Origin of the sequence: Paludisphaera soli, from assembly GCF_011064595.1 — a bacterium.
Classification (GTDB): Bacteria; Planctomycetota; Planctomycetia; order Isosphaerales; family Isosphaeraceae; genus Paludisphaera; species Paludisphaera soli.
Genome location: NZ_JAALJI010000016.1, coordinates 127548 through 141480, shown reverse-complemented (window position 1 = coordinate 141480; position 13933 = coordinate 127548). Strand labels below are relative to the sequence as shown.

General features: G+C 71.9%; 10 protein-coding genes. 6 read left to right on the top strand and 4 right to left on the bottom strand.

Annotation, left to right across the window (positions count from 1 at the left end; translation table 11 throughout):
- Positions 1 to 27 precede the first annotated feature (27 nt).
- Positions 28 to 543 (top strand): hypothetical protein, encoded by a 516-nt coding sequence (locus G6O68_RS19730; protein WP_165250355.1) that lies wholly within the window; start codon positions 28 to 30, stop codon positions 541 to 543.
- Between the two features lie 97 nt (positions 544 to 640).
- On the opposite strand, the gene G6O68_RS19725 is transcribed toward G6O68_RS19730, so the two are convergent.
- The 4 genes from G6O68_RS19725 to G6O68_RS19710 form a co-directional block, all read right to left on the bottom strand.
- Complete coding sequence (locus G6O68_RS19725; protein ID WP_206108152.1) at positions 641 to 1945, bottom strand: DUF1552 domain-containing protein; 1305 nt, start codon at positions 1943 to 1945, stop codon at positions 641 to 643.
- A 59-nt stretch (positions 1946 to 2004) separates the two neighbouring features.
- Complete coding sequence (locus G6O68_RS19720) at positions 2005 to 6078, bottom strand: DUF1592 domain-containing protein (protein ID WP_165250354.1); 4074 nt, start codon at positions 6076 to 6078, stop codon at positions 2005 to 2007.
- Complete coding sequence (locus G6O68_RS19715; RefSeq protein WP_165250353.1) at positions 6075 to 6752, bottom strand: FadR/GntR family transcriptional regulator; 678 nt, start codon at positions 6750 to 6752, stop codon at positions 6075 to 6077. The genes G6O68_RS19720 and G6O68_RS19715 overlap by 4 nt, the downstream gene beginning before the upstream one ends.
- A 75-nt stretch (positions 6753 to 6827) precedes the next feature.
- Positions 6828 to 7247, bottom strand: coding sequence for a helix-turn-helix transcriptional regulator (locus G6O68_RS19710; protein ID WP_240911396.1), 420 nt, complete (start codon positions 7245 to 7247; stop codon positions 6828 to 6830).
- A 675-nt stretch (positions 7248 to 7922) separates the two neighbouring features.
- Here G6O68_RS19710 and G6O68_RS19705 point away from each other — a divergent pair.
- From G6O68_RS19705 to G6O68_RS19685, 5 genes are read left to right on the top strand one after another with little or no spacing between them, the layout of a single operon-like run.
- Entirely contained in the window at positions 7923 to 9989 is a 2067-nt protein-coding gene (locus G6O68_RS19705; protein ID WP_165250352.1) for a PQQ-binding-like beta-propeller repeat protein, read from the top strand.
- The gene (locus G6O68_RS19700; RefSeq protein ID WP_240911395.1) at positions 9986 to 10888 is read left to right on the top strand and encodes an SIMPL domain-containing protein; all 903 of its coding nucleotides are present in this window, start codon (positions 9986 to 9988) and stop codon (positions 10886 to 10888) included. Before G6O68_RS19705 ends, G6O68_RS19700 begins: the two co-directional genes overlap by 4 nt.
- Positions 10885 to 11982, top strand: a complete 1098-nt coding sequence (locus tag G6O68_RS19695; protein WP_165250351.1) for a prenyltransferase/squalene oxidase repeat-containing protein — start codon at positions 10885 to 10887, stop codon at positions 11980 to 11982. The genes G6O68_RS19700 and G6O68_RS19695 overlap by 4 nt, the downstream gene beginning before the upstream one ends.
- A gap of 12 nt (positions 11983 to 11994) precedes the next feature.
- Positions 11995 to 13041, top strand: coding sequence for an AAA family ATPase (locus G6O68_RS19690; protein WP_165250350.1), 1047 nt, complete (start codon positions 11995 to 11997; stop codon positions 13039 to 13041).
- On the top strand, positions 13010 to 13930 hold the full coding sequence (locus G6O68_RS19685; protein ID WP_165250349.1) for a DUF58 domain-containing protein: 921 nt from the start codon (positions 13010 to 13012) through the stop codon (positions 13928 to 13930). The genes G6O68_RS19690 and G6O68_RS19685 overlap by 32 nt, the downstream gene beginning before the upstream one ends.
- The last annotated feature ends 3 nt before the right edge of the window (positions 13931 to 13933 follow it).

Below are 13933 nucleotides of genomic sequence, written 5' to 3'. Positions count from 1 at the left end.
GTCCATGACACCAGGGGGACGAACACCATGGCTATGACGACGCACCGCACGACCATCGTCGGCGTTTTCGAGGATGGGCTTCACGCCGACCAGGCCGTCGCCGAGCTCCGCGGGGCCGGCTTCCGCGACGATCAGATCGGCGTGGCCCTGCGCCGGGCCGAAGGTACGGTTGAGGCCCAGGCGGCCGACGACGGCGGGACCTACGCGGAGGAAGGCGCGACGACCGGCGCGCTCGCCGGCCTGGGCCTGGGGGCCCTCGCCGGGCTGGGCGTCCTCTCCGGGGTGATCCCGGTCATCGGACCGGCCATCGCGGGCGGGACGCTGGGCGTCCTGCTCTCGAACGCGGCGGCCGGCGCCGCGGCGGCCGGCCTCGCCGGGGCCCTGATCGGCTCGGGCATCCCCGAGGAGGAGGCCCAGTACTACCACCGCGAGTTCGAGGCGGGCCGGACCATCATCACGGTCAACACCGCCGATCGCGGCGACGAGGCCGCCGCCATCCTCCGCCGCCACGGCGGCTACGACATGACCTCCCGCACCACCTGACGCGGGTGCGACTCGCCATCCGATCGACGCGCACGCCAGGGCCCCGGGGCGATCCCCCGGGGCCCTGTTCGTCGCCACTCCGACGTCCCTCCCCCGATCAGACCTCGGCGAGCGGCTCGGTCGAGTCGCCGAAGGCGTCGAGGCGCAGGCCCGCCTTGTCGAGCATCGACAGGTACAGGCTGCACATCTTGCGGTTCGGGGCGTTCAGGTAGTCGAGCACGCGACCGCCCTGGAGCTTGCCGCCCCCTCCGCCGACGAGGACGACGGGGAGCTGGGTGGCGTCGTGGGTGCCGCCGGAGAGCATGCTGGAGCAGAGCATGAGCATCGTGTTGTCGAGGGCCGTGCGTTCGCCTTCCTGGATCGCGTCGAGCTTGCGGGCGATGTAGGCGAGCTGGCCGGTGAAGAGCTGGTTGACTTTCAGCCAGTCGGGCGTGTCGGCGTGCGACAGCAGGTGGTGGATCATGTAGTCCACGCCGAGCTGGGGGAACCGCAGCGAGCTGTGGTCGTTGTTCAGCTTGAGCGTGGTGACCCGGGTGGCGTCGGTCTGGAAGCCCAGGACGAGGATGTCGCACATCAGCCGCATGTGCTCGCCGATGTCCTGGGGTACGCCGTCGGCCGGGCGCGGGACGTTCGGCCTGTCGAGGGTCGGCTTCCAGCCCTGCAGCTCGCCGCGCGTCCCGGCGCGCTCGATCCGCTGCTCGACCTCGCGGACCGACTCCAGGTACTCGTCGAGCTTGCGCCGATCGGCCAGGCTGACGTCGCGACGGAAGTCGTCGGCGTCGGCGAGCACGGCGTCGAGGACGCTCTGGTCGCCCCGGCGGGCCTCGTCCTTGAACAGGCGGTCGAACGCCAGCGCGGGGAACAGCTCCAGCGGCGTCGGGCTGGTGGGCGAGCTCCACGAGATGTGGGAGCTGTACAGCATCGAGTAATTCTTGTGCACCGACGGGTTCGCCTGCTCGCAGCCGAGGACCAGGCTGGGGACCTTGGTGGACCCGGCGTGGCTCTGCGCCAGGAGCTGGTCGAAGCTGGTGCCCGAGCGGATCTCGCCGCCCGAGGCCAGCGGCGCGCCCGACAGCAGGTTGCCGGTCTGCGAGCTGTGGATGTTCCCCTTCAGGGCCTCTTCGTTATAGAGGCCCTTGATGAAGACCAGCTTCTCGCGGAAGTCCTGGAGCGGGGCGAGCACCTGGCCAAGCTCCATGGCCTTGCCCCGCCCCTTGGCCCACCACTCCTTGCCGTGGAAGCCGTTGCCGGCGAACAGGACGCCGACCCGGACCGGGGCCTCGCTCGCCGGCCGGGCCGCCGACTCGACGCCCCAGACGTTGCGCGATTCGAGCCACGGCAGCGCCATCGTGACGCCCACGCCTCGCAGGAACAGGCGACGGGAAAGCTCGGGGGTCGGCATCGGTCACCTCGACGTTCGGGAAGGAGGATGAGGGAGGAAGGCCGCGGCGTCGCGGCCCGTCAGGGGGCCTCGGCGACGACCGTCGCGGCCCCGCGGATCTCGCGGAACTGCCGGCTGCGGACGATCGCGTCGACCGCGGCCGAGACCCGGTGGTTCTCCGATTCGAGGCGACGCCGCATCTCGTCGAGCAACGGCTCGTCCGAGAGCTGCACGCCCCTCCCCAGCGCGTAGCCGAGGAGCTTCTTGCAGAATTGACGCTCGATCGCGTCGCGGCGGCTGGAGAGCAGATACTCCCGAAGGCCGTCGCCGCCGGCGAACTCCGAACCGTCCAGGACCTTGGCGCGGACGTCGACCGGCTGGCCCGAGGCGTCGCGTTCGCGGAACCGGCCGATGGCGTCGTAGGCCTCCAGCGAGAACCCGTAGGGGTCCATCCTGGCGTGGCAGCCGGCGCAACGGACGTCGCGGGTGTGCCGCTCGACGAGCTGACGGACCGAGAGCCCGCCCCCCGCCTCCTCGTCGTCCGGCAGCAGCGGCACGTCTTTCGGCGGCTTCGGGGTCCGCTCGCCGAGCAGGACCTCCGTGACCCAGTTCCCGCGCAGGATCGGGCTGGTGCGGGACGCCCCCGACTGCTTCGCCAGGGTCGCCGACAGCCCGAGGATCCCGCCACGGCCGAACTTGCGGACCCCATCGACGCGCCGCCACTCGGGGCCGGTCACGCCCGGGATCTCGTAATGGGCCGCCAGTTGCTCATTCAAGAACGCGTGATCGGCGTCGTAGATCGACAGGACCGAGGCGTCGCTCCGGAACAGGTCGGCGAAGAAGAGGATCGCCTCCTCGTACATCGCCCCCTTGAGGGCGGCGAAGGTCGGGAAGTGGCGCTCGCTCTTCTCGTCCTGAGAGGCGAAATCGTAGATGTGCAGCCACTGGCAGGCGAACTCCTCGGCCAGCCGACGCGCGTCGGGCGACCGCAGCAGCCGTCTCGCCTGGGCCGCAAGGACGTCGGGGTCGCTCAGGCGGCCGGACGCGGCGGCCTCGCGAAGCTCGGCGTCGGGCGCCGACGATCGCAGGAAGTAGCTGAGCCGCGAGGCCAGCTCCCAGTCGGAGACCCGCGCCGAGGCCGTCCCCTCGGGGGCCTTCTCCAGGCGATAGAGGAAGTTCGGAGACACCAGGATACGGGCCAGGGTCAGGCGGAAGGCCTCGTCGTGCGGGATCTCCTCGGCGCGGAGGCGGGCGTAGAGGTCGCGAAGGTCGCGGACCTCCTGCTCGGTCGTCGGCCGGCGGTAGGCCTGCGAGGCGAAGGCGACCAGGGCGTCGAGCTGGCGGGGTTCGGCCTCGATCAACTGCTTGCGGAACGCCTCGGCGTGCTCGTGGATCGGCTTGCGGAAGGGCTCGAACAGCCGGGGGTCGCTGTCCTGGGTGGCGTACTCCATCAGCTGGGCGAACGCATCGACCTGCGTGAGCGCGTCCTGGCTGATGAAGTGCAGCTCCTCCCAGTATCGGTCGAGCCGCGCGGCCTCGGCCTCGTCGAGCATCAGTCGGCGGAGCGGCTCGTCCTCCCGGTGGAAGAGCGTCAGGGTGACGACCTCGTCGACCGGGACGAGCTTCTCGTAGCAGAGGGCGGGCGGGAACCAGCTGCGGAACTCCGCGAACGCGGACTTGAGCCGCGCCGCGGCGGCCTCGTCGGTCACGAGGACGGGGGCGTCGGGCCGCAGTCCGGCGGTCATCGCGGGGGCCTCGGTCGTGACGCGGAGCTGGACGAAATCGTCGCCCCCCTCCAGGGGACGGACGACCGCCGAGCCGACCAGTTCCGCGCCGGCGACCAGCTCGGAAGGGAGCTTCAGGGCGACGACCGAGGGGCTCCGCACCGCGAGGTCCTCGGCGGCGATCCCGCTCACCACGCCCGGCCCGAATCCGGCGGGGTCGAGCCCCCAGGGCGAGTCGTCGGGGACTGGGGCGTTACCCGGCCGAGCGGGGACGATCGGGCCTCCGAGAGAGGTCAGGTGATGATAGAGCACGACGTCGGCCGCCTCGGAGCCGGCGGGGCCCGCGGTCAGGAGCTGCTGGACCTTCTCGGCGATCGCCTTCTTCTCATCGGCCGACGAGGTCGCCAGCCAGCGGAAGAGGAGCGAGCCGGGCGGGAGGACCAGGCCTTGTGCATCATCGTCGGGCTCGCGGAAGGCGTGCCAGGCGCCGGCCGCGCCGAGGCCGTCGGCGTGCGGGTTGGCCGCGAAGGCGTCGCCGGCCAGGTCCTTCGCCAGGTCCCAGGTCCGCCCCCCCGCTCCGGCGTCGGAGACGGTCAGGTCGACGGAGGTCAGGTCGCAGGCGTGGTTGCCGTCGCGAGGGCCGATCACGAGCGCGACCAGGTCGCCGGCGCCCAGCGCCATCGGCCCGAACGGCCCGGCCTTGATCGGCGTCCGACCGGCCGTGACCCCCTCGGCGAGGACCAGCCGCGCGGCCCTTCGACGAAGCTCGACCCGCCAGGTCGTGCCGTTGCCGCACGCCGCGTGGACGTGCTGGACCTCGGCCTGGATGCGGTACTCGCCCCCGGTCGCGCAGAGCCAGGCCACGCCGGCCCGGAGCGTCGGCGAGGGATGCGCGGCCACGCCCCGGCCCTTCAGCTCGCCGGGGACGTTCACGGTCCGGTCCGAGCTGTTGGCGACGATTGACGGCGTCTCCGGCGATCCCCAGCCGCGCACGAACTCGAACCCGCCGACCCCTTCGAGCCGTTGGGTGAAGAGGTCCAGAGGCACCGTGGCGACCGAGCCGATCCCCAGGCAGTCCAGCCAGGCCCCCAGGATCTCGGGGTCGACCTGGTGCTTCCTCGCCAGCGCGTCGCGATCCACGGCCGTCGGGTCGGCCGAGGCTTCCGCCGCGGCCTCCAGGCACTTCGCGGCGGTGGCGACGACCTGTTCGCGACGCGCGGCCATCCCCTCGGCGACCGCGCGGACGTCGCGCAGGGCGACCTCGGGGCGGCCCGGCCGGGCGATCCGCAGGTTCTGCCAGACGACGGCGTTCGGCCGCGTCGGGCCCTCGGCGGCCAGATGGACCGTGACCTCGCGCGAGCCGGGCGCGTCGGGGAACTTGAACCGTACGTCCTGGCGGGAGACGACGGGGTCGATGGCGGCGACCCAGGACTTCATATGGCCGACCGCCTGGAACTTCGCGAGCGCCGGCTGCCAGGCGGCCACCTGGGCCGCGAGCGCGGGGGCTTCGCCGGGCTTCGCGGCCCGCCAACGCTCGCGGATCGGGTCGAGCACGGGCGAGGGCTCGCCCCCTTCCAGAAGCTTGACGAGGCTCGCGAGGTAGCGGGGGTTCAGGCCCCGAGGCTTCGCGACGGCCTCCCAGGTCTCCCGCCCTTCGGCGACGGCCCCGCGCCCGTCGAGGGCGGCGGCCAGGTACTTCTCCAGCGGCAGGCGGCCCTCGGCGTCGGCGTGGCGGGCGTAGAGGCCGCGGATGGAGGCCAGCAGTTCGTCCGTCCAGTCGCGGCGGGTCTCGCCGGGGGCGAACCGCATCCCGTCCGGCAGCAGGACGGCGTGGGCGGCGACCCGCTTGGCGGCGTCGAGGTACTTGCCCAGCATCGCCGGCGACATCACCAGGGCGTTGCCGGCGTTCGTGAACCCCTCACCCGCCGCGCCGTCGGCCGGGAACTCCCGGGCCGGCCGGAAGTCGAAGCCGGTCAGGTCGCGGAGCGTATAAGTATATTGCGCGTTGTTGAGGCGTCGGAGGACCACCGGCCCCGGGTCGCCGGCGTCGGCGTAGGCCTCGGCCTTGAGGTAGCGGCCGACCCAGCCGCGGATCGTCGCCCGCTCCTCGGCGGTCGGCTGGTCGGAATCCTTGGGGGGCATCTCGCCGCCGTCGAGCATCTCGACGACCTTCCCCCAGGCGCCCGGGGCCTTGCGCACGTCGTCAAGCTCGGCGAAGACCTCCAGGTCGAGGTCCCCCTCCTTGTCCTCCGTCGAGTGGCAGTCGAGGCAGAAGCGGCCGAGCAGCGGGCGGACCTCGCCCGCGTAGGCCTTCGCCAGGTCGTCGAACGAGTCCGGCTCGGCGGCCGACGTCGGCGTCGACGTCGCGATCAGCAAGGCGGCCCCGGCCGCGACGCATCGCAGCCGGCCGACGCGGGAGGGGGCTCTCACGGGGTCGTCTCCAGGAAGTTGCGGTGGTTCTCGATGTGGAGCCGCACCTCGCGATCGGCCTCCGCGACGTCGCCGGCCTTGAGGGCGTCGATGATGATCTGGTGGCCCCGGACGGCGGCGTCGACGTCCAGGTGCTCGCCGAATCGGCGGAAGAAGACCGCGAGCAGGTCGCCGAAGGCCATGAACGGGGTCAGCCCGCTGGCCGCGATCAGCTCGTGATGGAAGGTCCGGTCCAGCTCGATCGCCGCCGCGAGCCCCCGGGCGCGGCCGAGCTTGCGGTTGATGCCGTCGAGCGACTCGTACGCCGTCGCGTCGGCGGCCATCCGGCGGGCGACGTGGGGCAGCACGCCGGCCTCGAGCACGACCCGGGTGTCGATCAGCACCGTCGGCGGGACGTCCTGGAGCGCCGGGTGGAACCCGAGGTACTCCGTGACCCGGTCCATGTCGACCTGGCCGACGCTCAGCCCCCGGCCCGGCCGGGCCTCGACGATCCCCAGGAACTCCAGCGACTTGGTCGCCTCGCGCAGGCTCAGCCGACTCACGCCGAACCGCTTCGCCAGGTCGTTCTCCGTCGGCAGCCGGTCCCCCGGCTTGAGGTTCGCGTCGACGATGTACGACTTGAGCCGCCCCGCCACGACGTCCCTGAGCTTGGTCCTTCCCACGGCGTTGATCATGGCGTCTCCCCGGACTCCAGAGGGCGATTGCAGGTTGCGAGTTTATCAGATGATCAGACCCGTTCCAACAAGTTTTCAACCCTCGCTCGGCCGCTTGCGCGGCGCCCTCGGCCGGGCGGGCCTGGGCCGGGGCGGGGCCTCGGCCTCGCGTCCCGGCCGCGCCGGGGCGGGCGTCTCGTCGGCGGTCGGGGCCGGGCTGAGCACCAGCGCGAGCAAGGTCCCCACGTCGCGGTGAGACTCGATGGGGTGGCGGAGCGGCAATTCGGGATGGACCTCGTAGCGGTTGCGGCGGCCGGATCGGGCGCGTTCCAGGTACCGGCCGGCCTCCAGGTCGGCCACGATCCGCTGGACGGCCCGCTCGGTGATGCCCACCTTCTCGGCCACGTCGCGCAGGCGGATCTCCGACTCCCGGGCGATGCAGAGGAGCACATGGGCGTGATTGCTCAGGAACGTCCATTCCGAGGCCCGGCCCGGCGAAGTCTTCTCTTTGCCCATCCGCTTGACTCCCTGGCTTTCGCGCGATGTCGGACCGCGCGACGTAAACTTGGCGTGCCGTTCGTCGCCGGGCGAGGCCCTCGACGGCCTCGCGGGGCCGCCTCGGCCGAAGGGGGCGTCGAGGGGATGGCGCGTTCGGCCCGCCCCGCGGATCGGAACGTTCCGTTGCGGCCCCCGTGACAAGGCCGCAAAGCACCGCCGGGGCCCGCGAGTATAAGCTCTCGGCGGGGATCTTGGCACTGCCCGCGACGTCGCCGCGCAGGCCTGGACGCGGCACCGGCCGCCCGTTCGGGTCGCGTCGCCGCCGGGCCTCTCCGAGTTTCCGTCCTCGTTGCGGCGCCCTGCTTCGATGAGTCGGCGGTTGCGAATCTGGATGAAGTCGCCTCGGTCCCTCCTCGTCTCGGGCTCGCGGCGGCTCCGGTCGGGACGGAGGATCTCGTCACCGTGCAAACCTTCCGCGGATTTCGGGACGTCCGGTCTTGAGGGCCCTCCCATCAAGGCCCTGGATTCGGGCAGTTCCGCGGTAGGATCTTGCACGAGGGAATTGGGAGCACTACAACTGTCTCCGGCCGTTACGAGAGGGATCCCCCCCCGAACTCGGCGCCGGACCTCCCCCGGCGGATCCATTCGGACCTGGACGTTTCGTTCCGCGATCGACCTTTGGACGGAGGCGGCATGATCTGGACGCGACGCCTCATCGCGCTGCTCGTCCTCGCGTGGGCCGCGTCGACCGGGCTGGCCCAGGTGGCGGATGACGCCGAGGGCAAGGATCCGGACAAGGTCTCGAACGACGATCCCGGGCGTCCCCTGCAGATGCCGCCGGCCGCCACCGAGGTCAAGGAGGCGCTGGAGGATTTCGAGCGCTTTCGGAAGCGCGGGGCCTGGGAGCGGGCGTTGAAGGCGCTCTATACGATCGGCGACGACCAGTCCCTCCGGTTCGTCGACGGCGCCGACGGCTTCATCGTCCCGGTCGCCCGCAAGCGGCGCGAGGTCCTGACCGCGCTGCCCCCGGAGGGACAGTCGGCCTACCGCCTCTTCTACGACGCCGAGGCCAGGAAGCTGCTCGACCAGGCCGAGGGGGACGCCGAGCGGGCGAACCTGGAGCGGATCTACTCGTCCTATTTCACGACGACCGTGGGCGCCGCCGCGGCCGACCGGCTGGGCGACCTCGACTTCGAGCAGGGGCGGTTCGACCGCGCGGCCGACTGCTGGCTGACGATCCTCCGCGATCGGCCCGACTCCGACCTCTCGCCCGCGACCATCGCCGTCAAGGCGGCCGTCGCCCTGTCCCGGGCCGGCCGCCGCTCGGAATTCGACCAGATCCGGGCCGAGATCGAGGACCGTTACCGCGACGAGCCGACGACGCTCGGCGGCGAGACCGCGACCGCCCCCGAGTCGCTCCGTCGCCTCGTCGACGCCGCGGCCCCCGTCGCGCCGCCCTCGGACGGCCGGGGGGCCGACGCGTCGATCGGCCTGGCGGAGGCCGTCGCGCCCGACTGGCAGTTCCGCATCGCCGACTCGATCGAGGCCGGTATGGCCCCGGTCGAGCTGAACCAGTGGCGCTCCAACCCGCTCAGCTCGGCGCGTCCGGCCGCGGCGATCGACGGCGAGACGCTCTACGTGAACTACCTGGGCCGGCTGATGGCGCTCGACCTGGCGACGGGCCGGCTCCGGTGGCGGACCGAGTCCTTCCACAACCTGGAGCAGATCGCCACGCAGCCCGCCGCCCAGATGCTCGACCCCTCACGGTTCGCGCTCCTCGCCCGGGGCGAGCGGCTCTGGACGGTCACGCGCGACCTGAAGGACCAGAACTCCATGGGGCCGTTCCAGCTCGAATGCCGACGGGCGGAGGACGGCGAGGTCGTCTGGAAGATGGCGGACCTGCCGGAGTACGCCGGCTACGAGCCCTCGGGCCCGCCGATCCTGGCCGACGGCGTCCTCTACGTCCCGGCCAAGATCCAGCAGAACCAGCCGCTCCCCGAGCAGTGGGTCCTGGCGATGAGGCCGGAAGCCGGCCGCCCGATCTGGAAGACCCAGGTCGCCGTGTCCCGCCAGAGCCAGCAGAGGTATTACTACTCCGGCCGTCGCGAGCAGACGCCGCAGGTCCGGCTGATGTGGAACTCCGGCGCCCTCTACGTCGACACGCACGTCGGCCTGTTGGCCCGGCTCGACGCCGACACCGGGACGCTCGACTGGGGCTACGGCTACGAGACGGCCCCGCTGCAGACCGAGCGTTACTTCTACGGGAACATGCCCCAGGACCCCCAGCCGGCCGGCGAGCCCCCCCGGGAGCGCGGCGACGCGCTCGTGTTCAAGGGGGCGCAGTCGAGCCGGATCTACGCGATCGACCCGAACCGGATGACGGTCGCCTGGCGACGCCCGTTCGGCAAGGCGGCGCGGGTTGTGGGCTGCGACGACCGCTCGATCTATCTCGGCGGCGAGGAGCTGTCCGCGCTCGACGCGAAGACCCGGACCCTCTCGTGGGCCACGCGGCTCCCGGGCGGCAGCCTGGAGGCGACGGTCCTGATCCGGCCCGACGGCATCTGGCAGGCCACGCCTCGGGGCGTCTTCGAACTCGACCCGGCGGACGGCCGGGTGCGTCGGATCTTCCGGGGCGAGGACCTCGGGTCCGAGGCGGCCGACCTCGTCGCGGCCGGCGATCGCCTGCTGACCATCTCCAACCGCGCGATCACCGCCTATCCCGCCCGGTCGGCGCCCCCCCAGGAGGACCCCCCGCGATGAAGCCCCCCCGCTCGCCACGGCCGTGGACGATCGCCGCCCTCCGCCTGGCGGCCTGCCTCGGGATGGCCGCCGCCGTGATCGTCGCCGTCCCCCCGCCCGCCGCGGCCCAGGTCGCCGAGCCCTCGGGCGTCGAGGGGCTCACCGTCCAGGGCAAGGGCTCGGTCTCCGCCAGGCCGAGCCTCGCCGAGATCGACCTGGACGTCTCCGCCGCCGCCGAGCTGACCGGCGACGCGATCGTGAAGTTCCGCGACGCCAAGAAGCGCGTCCACGACGCCTTCGCCGCCCTCAAGCTCCCCGACGTGGCCGTCGAGGAGCGCGGGCTCCTCCTGGACCAGAAGGGGGCGGCGTTCAACCCCTACATGATGGACTACGGCGTCCAGACGAAGACCAAGAGCGAGGTCCAGCTCTCGCGCAAGCTGGTGGTCAAGGCGTCCGGCATCCAGGGCATGGACGAGGAGGCCGTGCTCCAGCTCGTCGGCCGCCTGCTGGACGTCGCCCAGGACGCCGGTGCCCGCGTCGGCCCGCCGGCCAACGCCGCGATGATGGCCTACCGCTACGGCAACATGCAGCCCACCAACCTCGTCCGGTTCGTCGTCGAGGATTACGACAAGCTGAAGGAGGAGGCCTACGCCAAGGCGGCCGCCGACGCCCGCGCCCGCGCCGAACGCCTCGCCCGCCTCAACGGCGTGAAGCTCGGCCCGGTGCTCTCCGTCCGCGAGGTCTCGTCGGACAACGCGACGCGGTACTACTACTCCGGCATGATGCTCAGCGACGCACCGACCCAGGAGGAAGACGACGGGGCCCGCGACCGGCTCACGACCCCGAAGTTCCAGGACGTGCCGATCCGCGTGGAGCTGCAGGTCCGCTACGCCATCACGCCCGCGGAGCCCAAGCGATGAGCGCGACCGTGGGCTTCCAGGACGCGAGCCGCCGGGCTTTCCTGCGTCGCTGCGCCGCGGCCGCCCCGGCGCTGGCGGCGGGCGGCGGCTGGCTCGCCGGGACCGTCGCCGGGCTTTCGGCCGAGGAGGTGCTCCCCAAGCACGTCACGCCCGAGACGATCCGGGCCGTGCTGAAGGGGCTGGACTACCTGGCCTCGCAGCAGGCCGACGACGGGTCGTGGATCACCGGCGGCGGCCAGATGTACCCGGTGGCGATGACCGGCCTGGCGGGCACCGCGCTGCTGGCGCACGGCGACACCCCCACGCGCGGCAAGTACTCGAAGTCGGTCCAGGGGGCCGTCGAGTACCTCGTCCGCTGCGCCACGCCCAGCGGCCTGATCACCGGGCCGGGCGAGGACGGCGGCATCCCGATGCACGGCCACGGCTTCGCCCTGATGTTCCTGGCGAGCGTCTACGGGATGATCACCAAGGAGGCCCTGCGCCAGCAGGTGCAGGCGGCCGTCCGCAAGGCGGTCGCGCTCACCAGCCAGGGCCAGAGCGGCGCCGGCGGCTGGACCTACACCCCCGGCGGCGGCGACGAAGGGTCCGTGACCGTCACCCAGGTCCAGGCCCTCCGCGCCGCGCAGAACGCGGGGTTCCTCGTGCCCGCGGCGGTGATCGAGGAGGCCGTGAGGTACCTGGACAAGTGCCGCACGCCCGAGGGGGGCATCCAGTACTCGCTGGCCAGCGGGGGCGGCCCCCGGCTGCCGATCTCGGCCGCCGCCGTCGCCACCCTGTACAACGCCGGCCGGTTCGACGGCCCCATCGCCACCGACTGCCTCAAGTACGTCTGGGACCAGTTCCGCAACAACGAGGGCTGGAGCAAGGGGGGCGCGCACGACTACTACGCCCACCTCTACGCCTCCCAGGGCTTCTACATGGCCGGCGACTCCTACTGGGACGAGTACTTCCCCAAGGCCCGCGACCAGCTCCTCGCCCAGCAGCAGCCCGACGGCTCCTGGAACGGCGACGGCATCGGCCAGGTCTTCGGGACCTCCGTCGCCGCGATCATCCTCCAGCTCCCGTTCAAATTCCTCCCGGTCTTCCAGCGCTAAGGGGACGCGACCTTGAGCCACGACGACGACGACCTCGACCTGTCCGAGCTGGACGGCCTGAAGACGATCCACGACGAGATCCGCCGCCAGATCGCCCAGCGCATCGTCGGCCAGGACGAGGTCGTCGAGCAGCTGCTCATGGCCGTCTTCGCCCGCGGCCACTGCATCCTGGAAGGGGTGCCCGGCCTCGCCAAGACCCTGATGGTCCACGCCCTGGCCGACTCGCTCTCGCTGGATTTCAACCGGATCCAGTTCACCCCCGACCTGATGCCCAGCGACATCACCGGGACCGAGGTGCTCCACGAGGACCGCCAGAGCGGCGCCCGCGAGCTGCGCTTCGTCCACGGGCCGATCTTCGCCAACCTGATCCTCGCCGACGAGATCAACCGCACCCCCCCCAAGACCCAGGCCGCGTTGCTGGAGGCGATGCAGGAGCGTCAGGTGACCGCCGGCGGCCGCCGCCACGTCCTCCCCGACCCGTTCTTCGTCCTGGCGACCCAGAACCCCATCGAGCAGGAAGGGACGTACCCCCTGCCCGAGGCCCAGCTCGACCGCTTCCTGTTCAAGGTCTTCATCGACTACCCGTCGCCCGACGAGGAGCGGCGGATCTACCGGATGACGACCGGCGTCCAGCACGACGAGATCAAGCCGGTCGTCGACGCGGCGCGGATCCGGGAGCTGCAGCGGCTCGTCCGCCGGGTGCCGATCTCGGACCACGGCATCGACTACGCGATGGACCTCGTCCGGGCCACGCGAGGCGTCAAGTACGGCGGCCCGGCGTTCGTCGACGAATACCTGGCCTGGGGCGCCGGCCCCCGCGCCGGGCAGTCGTTGATCCTCGCGGCCAAGGCCAAGGCCGCGCTGGCGGGCCGGCCGAGCGTGTCCGTCGAGGACCTCCGGTCGGTCGCCCCCCAGGTGCTCCGGCACCGCATCGTGGTCAATTACAACGCCCAGGCCGACGGCCAGACGAGCGACACGATCGTGCGCAAGCTGCTCGACGAGGTCCCCGTCCGGAAGGGAGCGCCCGATGCCGCCGCCTCGGCCATTTTCCGATCCTGACGCCCTCGGCCGGATCGCCGACCTGACGCTTCGGTCGCGGCGGCTGGTGGAAGGCGCGATCAGCGGCCTGCACAAGAGCCCGTTCCACGGCTTCAACGTCGAGTTCGCCGAGTACCGCGAGTACTCCCCCGGCGAGGACCTCCGCCGCCTCGACTGGCGGGTCTTCGCCCGGTCTGACCGGCACTACGTCAAGCAGTACGAGGAGGAGAGCAACGTCCGCGTGACGTTCCTCGTCGACGCCAGCGCCTCGATGAACTACAAGGGGGGGCGCGCGGCGCTGAGCAAGTTCGAGTACGCCTCGACCCTGGTCGTCGCCCTCTCGATGCTCCTCACCCGCCAGCAAGACCCGGTGGGCCTGGTCCTGTTCGACGAGAAGGCGGTGAAGAACATCCCCCCCCGCGCCACCCAGGCGCAGGTGCAGCTCGTCGCCGGGATGCTCCAGAACTGCACGCCGGCCCGGAAGACCGAGCTGGGGGGCCTCCTGCTGGCCCTCGGCGACCAGTTCCGCCGGCGGAACATGCTGGTGATCGTCTCGGACCTGCTCACCGACCTGGACGCGCTCTACGCCGGGCTCGACCGGCTCCGGTTCAGCGGCCACGAGGTCCTGGTCATGCAGGTGCTCGACCACGACGAGCTGGACCTGCCGTTCGACGGCCCGACCGTCTTCCGCGACCTGGAAGGGGACGAGGAGCTGTTCGCCGAGCCCCGGGGGTTCCAGAAGTCGTACCGGGCCGCGATGGACGAGTTCCTCCGGGGGGTTCGGAAGGCCTGCGGGACCCGCGGCTACGACCACGTCCGCTTCCTGACCGACGAGCCCCTGGCCGACGCCCTCAGCCGATTCCTCCACGCCCGCCTGGAAGCCGGCCGGGCCGACCGCCGAGGCCGATGACCC

Bases quoted from the DNA above. Each gene is read 5' to 3' on its own strand.
- G6O68_RS19730 (WP_165250355.1), top strand. From the start codon at position 28: ATGGCTATGACGACGCACCGCACGACCATCGTCGGCGTTTTCGAGGAT.
- G6O68_RS19725 (WP_206108152.1), bottom strand. From the start codon at position 1,945: ATGCCGACCCCCGAGCTTTCCCGTCGCCTGTTCCTGCGAGGCGTGGGC.
- G6O68_RS19715 (WP_165250353.1), bottom strand. From the start codon at position 6,752: ATGATCAACGCCGTGGGAAGGACCAAGCTCAGGGACGTCGTGGCGGGG.
- G6O68_RS19710 (WP_240911396.1), bottom strand. From the start codon at position 7,247: ATGGGCAAAGAGAAGACTTCGCCGGGCCGGGCCTCGGAATGGACGTTC.
- G6O68_RS19705 (WP_165250352.1), top strand. From the start codon at position 7,923: ATGATCTGGACGCGACGCCTCATCGCGCTGCTCGTCCTCGCGTGGGCC.
- G6O68_RS19700 (WP_240911395.1), top strand. From the start codon at position 9,986: ATGAAGCCCCCCCGCTCGCCACGGCCGTGGACGATCGCCGCCCTCCGC.
- G6O68_RS19695 (WP_165250351.1), top strand. From the start codon at position 10,885: ATGAGCGCGACCGTGGGCTTCCAGGACGCGAGCCGCCGGGCTTTCCTG.
- G6O68_RS19685 (WP_165250349.1), top strand. From the start codon at position 13,010: ATGCCGCCGCCTCGGCCATTTTCCGATCCTGACGCCCTCGGCCGGATC.